At 65.3% G+C, this 16724-nt stretch carries 16 protein-coding genes and 1 pseudogene; 12 read left to right on the top strand and 5 right to left on the bottom strand.

The window, feature by feature from the left end; genetic code table 11:
• Positions 1-307: 307 nt before the first annotated feature.
• Both ACQZF9_RS00860 and ACQZF9_RS00855 read left to right on the top strand, forming a co-directional pair.
• Positions 308-1915 carry an acyl-CoA synthetase gene (locus tag ACQZF9_RS00860; protein ID WP_428311389.1) on the top strand — a complete coding sequence of 536 codons (1608 nt, stop codon included), beginning with the start codon at positions 308-310 and terminating at the stop codon, positions 1913-1915.
• Between the two features lie 49 nt (positions 1916-1964).
• A complete protein-coding gene (locus ACQZF9_RS00855) occupies positions 1965-2039 on the top strand; it encodes a short-chain fatty acyl-CoA regulator family protein (protein WP_428313490.1) in 75 nt (24 codons plus the stop codon).
• A gap of 35 nt (positions 2040-2074) precedes the next feature.
• On the opposite strand, the gene ACQZF9_RS00850 is transcribed toward ACQZF9_RS00855, so the two are convergent.
• Positions 2075-4258, bottom strand: a complete 2184-nt coding sequence (locus ACQZF9_RS00850) for a DUF349 domain-containing protein (protein WP_428311388.1) — start codon at positions 4256-4258, stop codon at positions 2075-2077.
• Between ACQZF9_RS00850 and ACQZF9_RS00845 the strand changes: the two genes are divergently transcribed.
• Positions 4245-4460, top strand: coding sequence for a hypothetical protein (locus ACQZF9_RS00845; protein WP_428311387.1), 216 nt, complete (start codon positions 4245-4247; stop codon positions 4458-4460). The two genes, ACQZF9_RS00850 and ACQZF9_RS00845, sit on opposite strands and share 14 nt — an antisense overlap.
• 104 nt (positions 4461-4564) lie before the next feature.
• On the opposite strand, the gene ACQZF9_RS00840 is transcribed toward ACQZF9_RS00845, so the two are convergent.
• Positions 4565-5092, bottom strand: a complete 528-nt coding sequence (locus ACQZF9_RS00840) for a hypothetical protein (RefSeq protein ID WP_428311386.1) — start codon at positions 5090-5092, stop codon at positions 4565-4567.
• A 66-nt stretch (positions 5093-5158) separates the two neighbouring features.
• The gene (locus tag ACQZF9_RS00835) at positions 5159-5614 is read right to left on the bottom strand and encodes a hypothetical protein (RefSeq protein WP_428311385.1); all 456 of its coding nucleotides are present in this window, start codon (positions 5612-5614) and stop codon (positions 5159-5161) included.
• A gap of 218 nt (positions 5615-5832) precedes the next feature.
• On the opposite strand from ACQZF9_RS00835, the gene ACQZF9_RS00830 reads away from it, so the two are divergent.
• The 7 genes and pseudogenes from ACQZF9_RS00830 to ACQZF9_RS00800 all read left to right on the top strand — a co-directional run bounded on the left by ACQZF9_RS00830 (position 5833) and on the right by ACQZF9_RS00800 (position 11916).
• Entirely contained in the window at positions 5833-6567 is a 735-nt protein-coding gene (locus ACQZF9_RS00830) for a response regulator (protein WP_428311384.1), read from the top strand.
• Positions 6564-7877, top strand: coding sequence for an ATP-binding protein (locus ACQZF9_RS00825; RefSeq protein ID WP_428311383.1), 1314 nt, complete (start codon positions 6564-6566; stop codon positions 7875-7877). Before ACQZF9_RS00830 ends, ACQZF9_RS00825 begins: the two co-directional genes overlap by 4 nt.
• A gap of 135 nt (positions 7878-8012) precedes the next feature.
• Positions 8013-8549 (top strand): DUF6933 domain-containing protein, encoded by a 537-nt coding sequence (locus tag ACQZF9_RS00820; protein ID WP_428311382.1) that lies wholly within the window; start codon positions 8013-8015, stop codon positions 8547-8549.
• A 75-nt stretch (positions 8550-8624) separates the two neighbouring features.
• Positions 8625-8779 (top strand): annotated as a pseudogene (locus tag ACQZF9_RS00815) (type I restriction-modification system subunit M N-terminal domain-containing protein); the annotation flags it as partial.
• Positions 8780-8920: 141 nt separating this feature from the next.
• Positions 8921-9217: a hypothetical protein gene (locus ACQZF9_RS00810; protein ID WP_428313489.1), complete on the top strand. Its 297-nt coding sequence runs from the start codon at positions 8921-8923 to the stop codon at positions 9215-9217.
• Between the two features lie 368 nt (positions 9218-9585).
• On the top strand, positions 9586-10779 hold the full coding sequence (locus ACQZF9_RS00805; protein ID WP_428311381.1) for an ATP-binding protein: 1194 nt from the start codon (positions 9586-9588) through the stop codon (positions 10777-10779).
• Between the two features lie 291 nt (positions 10780-11070).
• Positions 11071-11916, top strand: a complete 846-nt coding sequence (locus tag ACQZF9_RS00800; protein WP_428311380.1) for a ThiF family adenylyltransferase — start codon at positions 11071-11073, stop codon at positions 11914-11916.
• Positions 11917-12345: 429 nt separating this feature from the next.
• Here the strand turns inward: ACQZF9_RS00800 and glmS are convergent, their stop codons facing one another.
• Positions 12346-14181 carry a glutamine--fructose-6-phosphate transaminase (isomerizing) gene (gene glmS, locus ACQZF9_RS00795; protein ID WP_428311379.1) on the bottom strand — a complete coding sequence of 612 codons (1836 nt, stop codon included), beginning with the start codon at positions 14179-14181 and terminating at the stop codon, positions 12346-12348.
• Between the two features lie 51 nt (positions 14182-14232).
• Here glmS and ACQZF9_RS00790 point away from each other — a divergent pair, with 51 nt between their 5' ends.
• Complete coding sequence (locus tag ACQZF9_RS00790) at positions 14233-14577, top strand: hypothetical protein (protein ID WP_428311378.1); 345 nt, start codon at positions 14233-14235, stop codon at positions 14575-14577.
• A gap of 155 nt (positions 14578-14732) precedes the next feature.
• Here the strand turns inward: ACQZF9_RS00790 and glmU are convergent, their stop codons facing one another.
• A complete protein-coding gene (gene glmU, locus ACQZF9_RS00785; protein WP_428311377.1) occupies positions 14733-16103 on the bottom strand; it encodes a bifunctional UDP-N-acetylglucosamine diphosphorylase/glucosamine-1-phosphate N-acetyltransferase GlmU in 1371 nt (456 codons plus the stop codon).
• 75 nt (positions 16104-16178) lie between these two features.
• On the opposite strand from glmU, the gene ACQZF9_RS00780 reads away from it, so the two are divergent.
• The gene (locus ACQZF9_RS00780; RefSeq protein WP_428311376.1) at positions 16179-16706 is read left to right on the top strand and encodes a hypothetical protein; all 528 of its coding nucleotides are present in this window, start codon (positions 16179-16181) and stop codon (positions 16704-16706) included.
• Positions 16707-16724 lie beyond the last annotated feature (18 nt).

Genomic DNA, 16724 nt, shown 5'->3' with positions numbered 1-16724 from the left:
GAGGTAACCCAACGCGCCCAGGACGCGTGCTCGCCGCCGCGCCTTCGGGCCGGGCTGGAACGCGATGCATGGATCGTTTTTATTACCTGACAGCGGCCTACAGTGAGCCACTGCATCTCTCTCGGCCTGGATGCTATGAAAGCGCTGCCGCTACGGCACTACCCGAAACGGGTAGGCCCAGCGCCGGCACGGCTGCCTATGATTCACTGGCGGTCTTCCGGCGATGCCGGACCGCGACGCCAGTGGCGTCATCCTAGAATCGATGCAGGGCCAGACCCCGCACGCACACCCGGGAAGGAGAACCCCGATGCTGAGCCACCCTGAAAGCGCCGCCGACTGCGTCGCCCGCGCACGCCGCAACCGGCTGGGCGATCTGCTGTGGCGCAGCGCCGCCCGGACGCCGCGCAAGACCGCGCTGATCTACAAGGGCCTGCGGCACAGCTATGCCGAGCTGGACGAGTGCGTCAACCGCGTCGCGAACGCGATGGCGGCACGCGGGATCTTCCGCGGCGATCACGTCGCGCTGATCTCGCACAACAATCACGGCTTCGTCGTCACGCGCTTTGCGCTGGCGCGTCTGGGCGCGGTGATGGTGCCGATCAACTTCATGCTCAACGCCTCGGAGATCGCCTTCATTCTCGACAACGCCGAGGCCAAGGCGATCGTCGTCGAAGACGCGCTGGCCGGCACCGCGGATGAGGCGCTGGCCGAAGCCGGCATCACGCCGCGATTCAAATGCGTGATCGAAGAATCCGGTGCGGCCTTCGGCAGCGACTGGGAGCCGATCGCCGCGCTGATGCGCTGCGAGGACGCCACCGCGCCGGACGTGGCGATCGCCGACGACGATCCGGTGCAGCTGCTATACACCAGCGGCACCGAGTCGCGACCCAAGGGCGCGCTGCTGTCGGCGCGCTCGCTGTACGCGCACTACGCGAGCTGCATCGCCGACGGCGAGATGAGCGCCCACGACATCGAGGTGCACTCGCTGCCGCTGTATCACTGCGCCCAGCTCGACTGCTTCCTGACGCCGGACCTGTACATCGGCGCCACCAGCATCATTTTGTCGGCGCCCGATCCGGCGAATCTGCTGAGGACGATCGAGGAAGAGCGCGTGACCAAGCTGTTCTGCCCGCCGACGGTGTGGATTTCGCTGCTGCGCCATGCCGACTTCGAGCGGCGCGACCTGTCGTCGCTGAAGAAGGGCTATTACGGCGCCTCGATCATGCCGATGGAAATCATCAAGGAGATCAGCAAGCGCCTGCCCGGCATCCGCCTGTTCAACTTCTACGGCCAGACCGAGATGTCGCCGGTGGCGACGATACTCGGGCCGGAAGACCAGATGCGCAAACTCGGCTCGGCCGGCCGCGCCGCCCTGAACGTCGAGACGCGCGTCGTCGACGACAACGACCAGCCGGTGCCGGTCGGCGTGGTCGGCGAGATCGTGCATCGCAGTCCGCATGCGACGCTGGGCTACTGGAAGAACCCGGAGAAAACCGCCGAGGCTTTCCGCAACGGCTGGTTCCACAGCGGCGATCTCGGCGTGTTCGACGAAGAAGGTTACTTGACCGTGGTCGATCGCAAGAAAGACATGATCAAGACCGGCGGCGAGAACGTCGCCAGCCGCGAGGTCGAGGAAGTGATCTTTCAGCATGCCTGCGTCGCCGAAGTCGCGGTGTTCGGCGTGCCGCATCCGCGCTGGATCGAAGCGGTGATGGCGGTGGTGGTCTTGCGTCCGGGCGCCGAAGTGTCCGAGGACGGCCTGCTCGGCTTCTGCCGCGAGCGCCTGGCCGGATACAAGGCGCCCAAGCACATCGCGGTGATCGAGCGGCTGCCGAAAAACGCCAGCGGCAAAATCCTCAAGCGCGAGCTGCGCGATCGTTACGCGCACTTGAATGCCGACAAGCCGGCCGCGTGAACAGCCCGGGTGAAACCCGGGTTCAACCCGGGCGACTTGCTACTCGCCGATCGGCGTCGGCTGCACAGCCTGCGAACGATCGGCCTGCACGCAACGCGCGGCGCCTTCGCTGTCGGAGCGGTGATCGGCGCTGCGAAAGGCGTGTCGTGTCCGAAGCCCTCAGTGACGGCCACCGGCGCGAGAACCGGCTCGCTCGCGACAGCGCCGGAATCGCTGCAGCAGCGGCGCGTATGCCGCCTGCTCTACAGGGCCGACACGCACCCACTCGATCGCCAGAGAATCCATGTGCGCCTCATCGGCCGTCAGACGCTGGCCCATGCCCTGCACCAGGCGCTGTAGCTGATATTCACGACGCAGCGCCTGATCCTCGGCCGGCGTCGGCGTGTCGCTCAGTATTTCGGCGCGGATGCAGAGCATCCTCGCGGCCGCTTCATTCACGGCAAGATCGGCGGCGCGATCATCGGCGAGCGCCTGCTTCAGGGCGTCGAGACCGCCCTTGGGCCAGCGCCGGACTGCGGCGATATCGGTTTCGGCAGCCTGTTTCAAACTGTCGATCAGCGAAGCATCCGAGCGCCGCGCCACGGCGAGCCTGTAGGCGCGGACATGATCGGCGGCTTCGAACAGATCGCTCCAGGCACGCTCGGCGGCTAGCGCGTGGTGGCGGGCAATCGAAGCCTCGCAGCGCGCCAGACCCTGATCGAAGCGGTTGCGCAGCTCACGCGTATCGGCACGCGGAAACTCGCCCAGCGCCTCGAAGGCATTTCGTATTTCGCCCAGCGCTGCGCTGCGCGCCAGCAACTCGGCCGCGTCGAGAGCGGCGATCGCCTCCAGCTGCTCGCACAGGGCAATGGCCTGCGCCTTGTTGTTCTCGAGCCCGGCGCTGTAGGCGGCAAAGTCCTGCTGGCGCTTTTGGAACACCGCGTCGCTGTGCTGGCGGAATACGCTCCACAGGCGTTGATCCGCCTCGCGCGGTACCGGGCCCACGGTCCGCCACTGCTGCTGCAACTCCTTGATCGCGTCGATGGCCTTGCGACCGTCGTCGCTGGCGAGCAAAGCCTGGGCGCGCTCGATCAGCGCCTCCTTCTGCTTCAGGTTGCGCGCGTACTCCGCATCCAGACGAGCCTGCAGGCTGGCGAGCAGGGCCACGAACTTCTCCTGCTGCGGCTTGCCGGCAGCGCGGTCCACAGGCGAGCAGCGGCGCCATTGCTGTTTCATCTCGGGCAGCGCCCTGATGACGGCCCGCCAGTCCGGTCGCTCCCAGTCCTGTTCCGCCTCGAACGCGGTGAAACGGGCGATCAGGGCATCGCGCTGCCGCAGATTCTCCTCGCGAACCTGCGCCTGGGCGGCGAAATACTCGCTGCACGGCTGATACGCCTTCTGGGCTGCCTGCTGAAAGCCTTGCCAGTCGGCCTCGGCGTTCTCGCCGGCGCCCTTGCTCAGCGTGCGCCACTCGTCCTGCAGCGCCTTGATCTTCTCGGCGAGCGCCAGAGGCTCCAGGCCTGCGTCGACCAGCGACTCCATCGCCTCGATCAGCTCCGCGCGCTTGGGCGCCACGGAGAAACTCTTCCAGTCCCTTAACTCGTCGAGTTGCTTGTCGAGCTGTTGCAACTGGCTGACCAGGTTCGCCGGCAGGGGCGGAGCGCCCGCCCGCTTCTCCTCGATGGTCCGTCGCACGCCGGCCGCACGGGAGGTGCTGCCGTCGCTCAGCGCCGCCCGTGCCTTGCGTATCAATTCGGCAATCTGGCGAAACGGCAGCTGCTCGGCATCGTGCTTCTCGGCCAGCGCACGCTTGTGCTCCTCGAAAGCCTGCGCTTGCTCAGCCTCGGCCGCGGCGGATGCCTGTGCCTGCTGTTCGCGCAGTCGCCGTGCCTCTGCAGCCGCGTCCGCAGCGGCCTGCTGCTGCGATGCGCGAGCCGCAGACTCACGCAGATGTTCGGCAACGGTCTCCCGCGAGCGGGCTATCCATTGCCGGGCCTGGTCGCGCAGCTCCGCATCGGCCTGCGCCGCCACCGCATTCCAGCGACTCTCGAACTGATCCAGTCTCGCCGTGTACAGCACGTCGTAGGGGCGTCGGCTGTGGCGCTCCAGCGCTTCCGAAGCCGCATCGATCTCGGCGCGCAATTGATCGAGCTGGCGCGCCTGTTCGAGCAGCACATCGCGCTTGGATGTCAGGACCTTGTAGACGCTCTTGTCATTGCCGCCGCGCACATCGCGGATGAGTTGACGCAGCACATCCGGATCGTCGATGGCGTGAGCTGCCGCCTGGCGAAGCTTGGTCGATGTCCCCGCCACCACCAGCCGCGCCACGGTCTGGACATCCCGGGCATCGATGGCCGACTGCAAGGCCTTCTCCTCGGCAAGAGCGGCCAGCGCACGATCCACCGCTCGCGGCTTCGGATCGGAGGACGGCGGCCGGGCGACGGAGGATGCAGCGGGCGATAACGGTGGCGCCTTGGCAAACCAGCGCGAGAACAACGACATGATTGACCTGCACAGCAAAGGGGCCGGCACACATTCTATCGAATGCCTCGGTTCGCTGACCTGACACCTACACCGTGACCTGAGCGTTCAGCGCATCAAACCGTGGTCCGAGACAACGGCCCGACATCGCCCTGCAATCCGTGACGAAAAGCAGGGCGAGGTTCGTCGTTACGGGCTGCTATGCGCCCTCTGAGTGGTGTTGCCGTCAGCGTCCGTTTTGGTCACGGTGCGGGAGTAGCCTTCACTCTGGCTGCCACTGGCATTGACGCTGCGGCTAGCACCGCTGGCCGTGGTGGTGCCGGTGTCGCGGCTGTAGCTGCCGTTGCCGGCGCTGACCGATCCGTTGCGACTGCCGCCATAAGCGTTGTTGCCGGAGACATCGCGCTGATAACCACCGGACTGAGTGGCGCTGGCATTGACGCTGCGCGAGCCGCCGTTGGCGCCGTTGGTGCTGGACTGGCGGCTGTAGCCGTTGCCACCGCCCGCGCTGATGGCGCTGCTACGCGAACCGCCGTTGATGCCGCTGGTCTGCGCCGAACGCTGATAGCCCGCGCCCTGCGCAGCTTGCGCCTGTACGTTGCGATCCACATACGGACCGGAATGGCTGCGTGAGCGCTGGCCGGCTTCGGCCTGGGTGGCGATCAGCGAGGCGACGGCGAGGCTGCCGATGAGGATGAAACGCTTTTGCTTGTTCATGTGAATGACTCCATTGCGTGGTGTGCGTGATATGGGTGATGCAATCTGTTGGGTGGGCGACGTAAATCAGCCTGCGTCGAGGCCCCGTTCGGCGCGCTTGTGCAACAGGCTCTGCAGGCGCGTCAGCCTTGTGGCGAGAAAGTCGCGCATCTGTGCCTGCTGGGCCGGCGTGGCATCGGCGTAGAAAGTCGTGGCCATACTGCGAATGCGCTCGCGATCCGCTTTCGACTCCGCATCGGGTTCCGGCATCGCCATGCCGCCCAGGTCGGCTCCGGGCGTCTTCAGCGTCGTGATGGCGGAGGACAAGCGCCGGTCGGCACGCTGAAGGCCGTTGCGACGCGCCTGCGCCGTGGCGTCGATGATCTGCTGCCACTGCGCTTGCTGCTTGTCGCTCATGTGCATTGCTTCGCCCAGCTCGGTGAGCTGCTGGGTCGGATTAGCGCGCGAGAAGGCCTCGGCGCCGCCGTAGACTCCGAGGCCGGCCGCGGCAATGGCGACGATGGCCCAGGTTTTTTTGTTCATCGGGAAAACTCCTAGCGTTGGATGAATCGTTTGCGCAGTGCCGTTTGCGTCGGCGCCGTGCCGTGTTGTGGACGACCCCAAAGTAGCGCGCCGCAATCGGCGCAAGGTGAGCGCACCGACACATCAAATGAGCCTTGGTTAGCGCGCAGCCGATCTGTAACCAGCGCTAACAAAAGCGGCTCTGGCGCCCGTCACCGTCGCCGCGCTCTAATCTGCGGATGAATACAAACCGGCCCGCCGAGCGTTGCCCGCTGGTGTTCGTCGTTGACGACGACACCGAACTGCTGGCGATGCTCGACCAGTACCTCACGCGCCACGGCATGGAGGCGATGACCGCGGCCAGCGCTGACGAAGCCTTGAGGCGACTGCCGCGTCGGCGGCCCGATCTGATGGTGCTGGACCTGATGCTGCCCGGCACCGACGGCCTGACCGCGTTGCGGCGACTGCGTGCCGATGGCGATGATCTGCCGGTCATCGTGCTCACCGGCCGCGACGAGGACATCGATCGCATCCTCGGCCTGGAGATGGGCGCCGACGACTATCTGGGCAAGCCATTCAATCCGCGCGAGCTGCTGGCACGCATCCAGGCGGTGCTGCGCCGACGAGGCGGCCTGCCCGGTGGCACGCCGGTGGTGGACGGAGAACGCATCGCCATCGGCGGGGCGCTGCTGGACTCAGCCAGCCGCACGCTGATCCGCGGCGGCGTCACTCAGGCGTTGTCGACTGCGGATTTCGCGCTGCTGCAGGCATTGATCGGCCATGCCGGCCGACCACTGACGCGGGAACGCCTGATCGAGCTCACGCGCGGCAGTGCCGACGCCGACTGCACCGAGCGCGCCATCGATGTGCGCGTGCTGCGCCTGCGCCGGCTGATCGAGGACAATCCGCAATTGCCGCGGCTGATCCAGACGGTGCGCGGTATCGGCTACGTTTACGTGCCGGCTTCGGTGTGAGCGCCGCACCGTGGCGATGGAGGATCGGCCTGCCGCGCACGCTGGCCGGGCGACTGCTGCTGACCCTGACCCTGGCGCTGCTGAGCAGCTATGTGCTGCTGTTCCTGGTCTGGCGCGTGCAGGCCGATTCGACCGTCGCGCCGATCGCACAGGGCCTGCAACTGGTCGTGCACAGCCTGCGCGAGGATCTGCAGCGGCTGCCGCCCGAACAGCGCGCGGCCTGGATCGCGCAGCGCAACGCCAGCGGAGATTTGCAGCTGGAGCGCGATTACGCGCCGGGCGCGAACGCGCCGCATACGCCGCGCCTGCTGCTGGCGCGTGCGCTGGAACAGCAACTCAGGGACAGCCTGGGCGCCGACGTGGCAGTGAGTGTCCGATACCGCCCGACGCGCGCTCTGCGTCTGGGTTTCAGCGTCGCCGGCGAGCGGTATGCGGTCAACGTGCCGCTGTCGCGTTCGCAACGCGGCCTGCCGCTGCTGGCGCTGCTCATTTCATTGGGGGGCCTGCTGTGGGCGGCCTTGGCGTTCGTCATCTGGCAGGTCAATCGTCCGTTGCGGCAGGTCACCGCGGCGCTGGCGCTCAGCCGCGAGCGCGTCGAGCCGCTGACGATGCCGGCCGGCACGCCGGCGGAGTTTCGCGGCTTCGCCGACCAATACAACGCGATGGCCGGGCGGCTCGCCGCGCAGGAGCAGGAACGCCGCCTGCTGCTGGCCGGGATCTCGCACGACCTGCGCGCGCCGCTGACGCGACTGCGCCTGCGTGCCGAGTTGCTGGACGACACCGCAGCGGCAGCGGGGCTGGTCCGCGACACCGAGTCGATGCGCCGCATTATCGACCAGTTTCTGGACTACCACCGCGACCTGCGCATAACGCCGCGCGTCGATGTGGCGGCGCTGCTGGCGCGCGTGGTGCACAGCTTCGACGGGCTTGGCCACGCGGTCGCGGCGAGCGGCATAGAGGCGCCGCTCTATGCCGCCACTGATGCGCTGGCCCTGGAGCGCGTGCTTGGCAATTTGATCGACAACGCGCTGGCGCATGGCGCGCCGCCGGTAGAAGTGCAGCTGCGCCGCGAGGCATCCACGCTACACCTCAGGGTGCTTGATCATGGGCCCGGCATTGCCGATCACGAGATCGCGCGCCTGCTGCGGCCGTTCGAGCGCCTCGACAGCGCGCGCAGTGCCCAGGGCCATTGCGGGCTGGGGCTCGCGATCGTCGCGCGGCTGGTCGAGCAACTTCATGGAAACCTGCTGGTATCCAACGCCAAAGGTGGCGGTCTCAGCGTCACCGTGGAGTTGCCGCTTCCGGACTGATACTGATCCTCAGCGCAGCCGCGGCTGCGCCGACGATCCGGCAATGCCGCCTTGCTACGATTGAAGCAAAGGCGGCAACGCGGCTATCGCGCTCCCGGACCCCGCAACACACTCAAACCTGCCCATGGCGATGACATGACCACCCTCCGCTGCACGGCAAAGCTCGCCAAGGCAATGAAGCGCGAGTTACTCGCCAATCCGCCGCCGCCCAGTAACCGACTGGGCGAATGGACGGCCAACCTGATCCGCTTCGGCCGCAAGGCCCACATTTTGGCCGTGAATGAGCGCACCCGGCTGGGCCTGGTGGTGGACGCTGCGCCTTACAGCACTCTGCCGATTCGGTTCTCGGAGCATCTGTTCAAGAGCCTGCTGGCCTTGGGAGTGCCACCCGACCAGGCCGCAGCGGAGGCCGAAGCCTCGCGGCCCACGACGTTTGCCAAAAGCAATTCGGCTTCGGTGCTGGCCACCATCACCCGCTACTACTTCGATCTTGAGGCCATCGTCTACCACGACGGTCCTCAATCGGCCGCAGCCCTCAGCGCGCGACTACTCGACCAGATCGTCATAGACCCCAAGCACATCGGCTGCCCCGCCGATCGCGTGCGCGAAGCCTTTGGGCTGCCCTGCAAGCCGGCGCGCTTCTGGCGCCAGGCCTCCAACGACGCTCCGTAGCAACCGCGCTCGCGCGAAACCTTGCCTTTCCCGCGCCCCCCGGGATCACGCGAGCCATAAAAAAGACATGAAGCAATGATCACCGGGGAAATCAAAGTCGGGGCGATCGCATCTGGGATGCGTTCTGCAGCGGCGGCATCAGCAACCCAATGGAGGTTATCGAGCAGATGACCTACCTGCTGTTCATCAAGCGGCTCGACGAGCTGCACACCGTCAAAGAGAAAAAGGCCATCTCCGAAGCGCACTTTGCCCGCCTACCGCGAAATCACTGTAGGCCCGGTGACGTTCTCATTGGAACCCTTGGCGACCCGAACATCAGAGCCTGCATCCTGCCAAACTCAGTCGAAAAGGCATTGAACAAAGCAGACTGCATGCTATTGCGACCGAACACGGAAATCTGCACCGCCGAGTTTTTATGCGGCTTGCTGAACTGCCGCACTTTGATCGAATCAGCCAGCGGACTGGCGCTGGGCCAAACGCGTTTGCGCATCAGCTTGGGACGCTTGAAAGAACTCAGGATTCCCGTGCCCCCGATCAAGCTACAACAAGAGTTTTCGTTGGTGTGCACTCAGATTCATTCGCTGGTGCATCGATTGCTTCGACATACTGAATCGGTCGAGGGTTTGTTTTCGTCAATCCAAAAACAATCTTTTTGTGGCGCTCCTTAATCCTTCATCCCCGTCCGCTCCCTCGAAGACCTCTCACTCTTGCGCGAGTCGGTTGAACTCGAATGCAAGCTGGCGGCGGGCCACGACGGAACCGGCTCGGTGCCACAGGACTTCTGGCCCAGCTAACTCGCCTTCGCCGATATGGCGGCGGGCAGCGTGATGGTGCTGGGGCCACGCGAGAAGCAAGGCCAGTTCGAGGCCGCCGGTATTCAGAACGCGGGGCCGTGGGCCGATCGCCGTCCGCAACGTCCTGTTTCCGATCCCCGATTTCGCCCCGCCACTGCCCCGGCGGGCCACCGGATTTGGTCCAATTTAGCGATATTATCAAGTCTTTGTAATTTACCTAAACTGCCTATAAGCTCGCCGGCATGAACCCGATTACCAACCCCTACGCACCGGGTGCCGGCACGCCGCCGCCGGAGCTGGCCGGCCGTGATGCGCTGAGGGAGGCGGTCCATATTGCGGCCCAGCGGATCCGCGCCGGCCGCCCCGCCAAGAGCCTGTTGCTGGTGGGCTTGAGAGGCGTTGGCAAGACCGTGCTGCTCGACCGGATGCGCGACGATGCAGAGGCCGCTGGCCTGCACACGCTGCGGATCGAAGCGCCAGAAAGCCGCTCGCTGCCGGCCATTCTGGCGCCGCAACTGCGGCAGGCCCTGTTGCGCCTGTCGCGTACCGATGCGGCGCGGGAGCTTGGGCACCGCGCGCTGCGAGCGCTGGCGGGCTTTGCAAAGGCGCTGAAGCTCAAGTATCAGGACATCGAGGTGGGGCTGGACTTTGAGCCGGAGCCGGGGCTCGCCGACAACGGTGACCTGGAGCACGACCTGCAGGCCCTGCTGGAAGCGGCGGGCCAGGCCGCCCAGAAAGCCGGCACCGCGCTGATCCTGTTCATCGACGAGCTGCAATACGTGGAAGAAGAACAGCTGGCGGCCTTGATTACGGCCCTGCACCGCGCGGCGCAACGGCAGATGCCGGTGATGATGGTGGGAGCCGGTTTGCCGCAGTTGCCGGGCCGCATGGGGCGGGCAAAATCCTATGCCGAGCGGCTGTTCGACTATCCCGACGTGGGCCCCTTGAACGAAGCCGCCGCCCGGCTCGCGATCGAGAAGCCGGCGCAGGATCAGGGCGTGCAGTTCGTTCCCGCCGCACTGTCGCGCATCGTGCGGGAAACCCAGGGTTATCCCTACTTTTTGCAGGAGTGGGGCAAGCATGTCTGGGATGTGGCGGATGCCTCGCCCATTACCGAACAGCATGTGGAGGTGGCCTCGCGCGAGGCGACGGCCGCGCTGGACGAGAGCTTCTTCCGCGTGCGACTCGATCGCCTGACACCCGCCGAGAAGCGCTACCTGCGTGCGATGGCCGAGCTGGGGCCAGGCCCGCATCGCTCAGGTGATATTGCCGAGCAATTGCGGCGCAAGGTCACGGCCCTGGGGCCGACTCGCAATCAACTGATCGCCAAGGGCATGATCTGGAGCCCCAGCCATGGCGACACGGGATTTACGGTGCCGATGTTCGACGCTTTCATGAAACGCATCATGCCCGGCGACGATTGGCGGGCTGTCTAGCACTGCCAATGACATGACCTGTTGCTGCTTACACGGGATTGCCCCGTGTGCTGACTGAACGACTGACCGGCATTTGCGGTGGAATCCCACTCTTCATCAGCTTTTTACATGCGCTATTGCTGATCACCCGGGCTCGCGAAGAACTGCCCACAAATGATTAATTTTGCGTGAGCGTCAACACTCAACACGCTCGCCGGTCGCTTTGGCGCGCTGCTTGTCTTGGGAGACGAGGGCCTCAACGGTTTCCGTCCCGGTGCGAGTCTGGCCGCCGCACTACGTGGCCACCAAGATTTGGCGAAGCGAATACGGGTGGTACGAGTCACGTTTGACCGGATCGACGACGACTTCGTGCTAACCCGAAATGCTCCGGACCGCACCGCGCCTTTGGCGGACAAGCGTATTCACCTTATTGGCGCCGGTGCTGTTGGATCAACGCTTGCCGATCGCCTGGTGCAGGCCGGCGCGGGCAAGGGTCGAGGGCAGTTTCATATTTTCGATCCTGATCGACTGAATCCGGAAAACCTGGGAAGGCATCTCCTGGGTGTCACCTATCTTGGCCTGAATAAGGCGGAAGGCGTCGCGCATTATTTAAAACGTAATCGCCTCGCCATGAACGTCAAAGGCCATGCGCTCTCCGGCGCACAAGCTGATATGCATCGCGATGCAGACCTGGTCATTGACGCGACGTCAGCGCCTAACATTGGCGCGATGCTCGGCAACACCGCCAGAACTCTGCGACGCTGGTCCCTTATGTATGTGTTCGTCGAGGGCGAAGGCTGGGTAGCAGGCTCCTATCTCTATCGCGGCCGCGCAGGTGAGGCCTGCCGCAATTGTCTCGAGCCATGGATAGGCGGAACGGGATCACACGTACGAAAAACTTATGAGCCCAAACCGCGCGACAACGGCTGCGGTGGAAGCTATACGCCTTACCGCGCTGCCGCGGCAGATATCGCGGCCGCCTTGGCTAGCGAGCTGGCTTGCGACTGGGCGACGGATAGTGTTGTGAATCGGTATCGCTCGGTCAGACTTCCGAATGCACCTAAGCATGTCCGCGACGGCTACTACTCTTCGCCGCAATCAAAGGTCGATTGCATTTGTGGAGAGCCGCAAGCTAACTCAAGCGCAAAAAAGCCGTAAAAGTGTAGCTGCTGACACTGTCTTGACCAGACTGCTTATCGAGGAGGTGAGCAGCCTTGGCGCTGATTAATCGAGGACGATTAACCGCTTGGCCACATCCAGGCCGATTAACAGTCAACGAGCAGACCGACCTGGAAATGATTAATCCTGCGTCAGCGTCAACACCGCCGCCGCTCTTGTGGCGGTTTTTTTGGCTCTACCATTGTCACGAGACACGCCGAATCGGTCTGGGAATTGTCACCTGACGGGGTTAGCCATTGTCACGAGCGCGTTCCGGCGTTCGGGCTTCCCTCCGTAAAACCGCTTCTGGCGCTGTCACCTGTTAGGTGCCCCGACATTCGATGGCCGTGGTTTTGTTACGAGTTTTGCTAAAAAACTTACGAGTTTTACCAAAAACACCACTTGAATCGGCACCAACACCAACAACCGCTATTCCACCGTAACGCTCTTCGCGAGATTACGCGGCTGATCGACATCAGTCCCTCGAAGAACGGCGACGTGATAAGCCAGCAGCTGCAGGGGAATCGTGTAGATCAGCGGTGACTGCACCGGGTCGATGTGCTCGGGCATCAGCATCACTTCGACGCCGTCTTCTGCCTTGAAGCCGGTGTCCGGGTCGGCGAACACGAATAGCCTTCCGCCGCGGGCGCGCACTTCCTGAAGATTGCTTTTGAGTTTTTCCAGCAGCGCGTTGTTCGGTGCGATGGCGATTACCGGCATGTCGGCATCGACCAGGGCGAGCGGGCCGTGTTTGAGTTCGCCCGCTGGATAGGCTTCGGCGTGGATGTAGGAGATTTCCTTGAGCTTGAGCGCACCTTCTAGCGCGACCGGATAGGTCGGGCCGCGGCCCAGGAACAACGCGTGGCGCTTGTCGGCGAACTGCTTGGCCCACTCCTTGATCTGCGGCTCCAGCTTCAGCGTGTGCTCGACCATCTCGGGCACGTGCGCGATCTGGCGCACGTAGGCGGCCTCGGTGCTCGCGTCCATGCCGTTGTGTCGGGCGAGCACGATGCCGAGCAGGCTCAGCGCGGCGAGCTGCGTGGTGAAGGCCTTGGTCGACGCCACGCCGATTTCCGGGCCGGCCCGCGTCATCAGGCTCATGTCGGCTTCGCGCACCAGCGAGCTTTCCGGCACGTTGCAGATCGCGCACGTGGCGAGATAGCCGAGTTTGCGTGCTTCGCGCAGCGCGGCAAGCGTGTCGGCAGTTTCGCCGGACTGCGATATCGCGACGAACAGGGTGTTCGCCGGCACCACCGGGTTGCGATAGCGATATTCGCTGGCGACTTCTACCGTGCACGGCAGCTTGGCGCCCTGCTCGATGTAGTACCGCGCGATCAGCCCCGCGTGATAGCTGGTGCCGCAGGCGACGATATGCACATTGCGCACGCGCGGCAGCAGCAGCTCGGCTTTCGGGCCGAGCGCGGCCTCCAGCACGCGCTTGCCGGTGATGCGTTCGGCCAGGGTGTCGGCGATCGCGCGCGGCTGCTCGAAGATTTCCTTGAGCATGTAGTGCGCGTATTCGCCGCGCTCGACGCTCTCGGCCGACAGGCTGGATTCGCGCAGCGGGCGCTCGGCGGGCGCGCCACTCGCGTCGAAAATGCGAATGCCCTGCTGCGTGATTTCAGCAACGTCGCCTTCTTCCAGAAACTGGAAGCGGCGCGTCACCGGCAGCAGCGCCTGCACGTCGGAGGCGACGTAATTTTCGCCATCGCCATGGCCGACCACCACCGGCGCGCCGGCACGCGCGGCGACGATGCGGTCCGGATCGCGCGGCGACATCACCACGATCGCGTAGGCGCCATGCAGGCGCCTCACCGCGGTCTGCACCGCGGTCAGCAGGCTGCCGCTCTGCTTGAGGTATTCGTTGATCAGATGCGCGACGACTTCAGTGTCGGTTTCGCTGCTGAACTGGTAGCCCTTGGCGCGCAGTTCGGCGCGCAGCTCGTCGTGATTCTCGACGATGCCGTTGTGCACCAGCGCAACCTGGTCCTCGGAGAAATGCGGATGCGCATTGCGCTCGCTGGGCACGCCATGCGTGGCCCAGCGCGTGTGCGAGATGCCGCGAAAACCGGCGATCGGCTGCGCGCTGATCACATCGACCAGCTGCTGCACCTTGCCCTGGGCGCGGCGGCGTTCGAGCTTGCCGTCGGCGGTGATCAGCGCGACGCCGGCCGAATCGTAGCCGCGGTATTCGAGGCGACGCAGGCCCTCGACGAGGATGGGGGTCACGTCGCGCGCGGCGACCACTCCGACGATGCCGCACATGTCAGGAGGCCCGGCGGCGCGGCTGGGCGGCGACCGCCAGCACGGCAAGCAATGAATATGTCATGCGCGATTGTAGCGTGGCCGCCTGCGGCGCTTGCGGCGCCGGCCGCGGTGCTGGCCATGGCGCCGATCCGGCAAATCGAGCGCCAATCGATGGTGTCTAAGGAGCACAGCTCAATTGGCTCGTTGCCAACCGGCCCAAGGCTGGACCGCACCAGAATTTTTGGCTGTCCGGTCAAGGATGTAGCGCGAAAATCCTCTCGAAATTCCGAGCGCCTGGCGACCCGCTTCAGCCTGACCCTGGCCCGGCGCAAGGTGCCGGCGAGCATCGACCGCATGGAGCGCGACGGCTGGACCGGGCGCCGGTCCGAGCCTGACGTCCGCCGCAGCGGGTGATCGCCGAGATGTGGGCGCGCGCGGGCGCAGCGCTATCAGGACGTGGCGCAGCGCTAGCCCGGGCGTCGGTCATTCCCGCGAAGGCGGGAATCCAGAGATCAGGGCGCCGCGTTATCCGCACCGGATTCCCGCTTTCGCGGGAATGACGGCTGCCTTTATTTCGGCTGTTTTCGCGGCCGTTTCCAGCCCGCGATCGTCTTCTGATCACGCGCACGGCAGATCGCCAGCGCATCGTCGGCGACATTGCGGGTGATGGTCGATCCGGCGGCGACGAAGGCACGCGCGCCGATCGTGACCGGCGCGACCAGCTGCGTGTCGGTGCCGATGAAGGCGCCGTCGCCGATCGTCGTCACGTGCTTGTTGGCGCCGTCGTAATTGCAAGTGATCACGCCGGCGCCGATATTGACGTCGGCGCCGACCTGGGCGTCGCCGACATAGGCCAGGTGCCCGGCTTTGGTCAGCGCGCCGATGCGGCTTTTCTTGATCTCGACGAAGTTGCCGATATGCACCTCGTCGCCGAACTGCGTGTCCATGCGCACACGTGCGAACGGGCCGATGCGGCAAGCGGTGCCGGCATCGAGATTCTCCAGCACGCAGTGCGACAGCACTTCGCTACGAGCGCCGAGCTTGACGTTCTTCAGATGCGAATACGCGCCGACGCGCACGCCGTCGGCGAGCTCGACCTTGCCTTCGATGATCACACCGACATCGATGAACACGTCCTGCCCGGCGATCAGCTCGCCGCGCAGATCGAAGCGCGCCGGATCGGCCAGCTGCACGCCGGCGCGCATCAGCCGCTCGGCGTTGCGCAATTGCAACAGTCGCTCGGCGTGCGCCAGCTGCACGCGATCGTTGACACCTTCGACTTCGGCGGCGCTGGCCGCCGTCACCGTCCGCACGTCGACGCCTTCCGCCACGGCGAGCGCGACGATGTCGGTCAGATAGAACTCGGCCGCGGCGTTGTGGTTTTGCACTTGCGCGATCCAGCGCTTCAAGCTCGCAGCCGGCGCCGCGAGCAGGCCGGTGTTGATTTCGCGAATCGCGCGCTGCGGCTCGCTCGCATCTTTCTGCTCGACGATACCGGTCACGCGGCCGCTGGCGTCGCGCAGGATGCGGCCGTAGCCGGCCGGGTTTTCCAGCGTCACCGTGACCAGCGCCAGGCCGCTGGCCGCGGCGCCCTGCAACGCGGCCAGCGTCTGCGCGGACACCAGCGGCACGTCGCCATACAGCACGACGACCTGCGCCTCGTCCGGCACCGCCGGCAGTGCCTGCTGCACCGCGTGCGCGGTGCCGAGCTGCTCGGTCTGCAGCGCGACGGTCGGCGCGACGCCGGCCTGCTGCAGCCAGGCCTGCACCTGTTCGGCGCCATGCCCCAGCACCAGATGCTGCTGCGCGCCGAGCGCGCCCGCCGCGCGCAACACATGCGCCAGCATCGGCTGGCCGCCGACGGTGTGCAGCACCTTGGGCAGCGCACTGTTCATGCGCGTACCGCGGCCGGCGGCGAGGATGATGGCGTGAGTGTTCATGGCGTGGCGAGCTGTATTACCTTCAAGTGTCACTATTATGTCCCGGCGGCGCTGCCATATCAGGACAGGACGGCAATGGAAGATTTTCACCAGCAGCTGCTGCAATGGAATGCGTTTTTCTCGTCGACCGCGCAGGTCAGCGGAGGCCTCGTCGGCCTGGTGTTCGTCGCGCTGACGTTCAAGCCCGAGGCGATGGGCCTGTCCGGCGCCGACGGCGATATCGGTCTGCGCAAGCTGGCGCGGCAGACCTTTGCCGACTTCATCAACGTGCTGCTGGTGTCGCTGCTGATGCTGGTGCCCTACTCCGGCGTGCAGATCGGTTATTCGATGGCGCTGGTCGGCGGGCTCGGCCTGCAACGTGTCGTGCGCAGCGTCATCGCGGTGCTGCGCCATCGCGATGCGGCGAGCAAGCGCTCGGTGCTGCTGCGCTTCTGGCTATCGTTCCTCGGCAATACCGCGTTGACGCTCGCTGGCGTCGGCCTCGGCCTGGGACGCATCCGTGAGGACATTTTCTGGTCGCTGATGTTCGCCGCGCTGATCCTGCTGCTGATCTCCGGCGCACGCTCGGCATGGATGCTGGTGATGCACGACAGCGGCGACTGACAGCGCGGGCGCGGACTG

This window comes from Hydrocarboniphaga sp. (assembly GCF_965279055.1).
GTDB lineage: Bacteria > Pseudomonadota > Gammaproteobacteria > Nevskiales > Nevskiaceae > Hydrocarboniphaga.
This window is presented reverse-complemented; position numbering and strand designations above follow the sequence as displayed.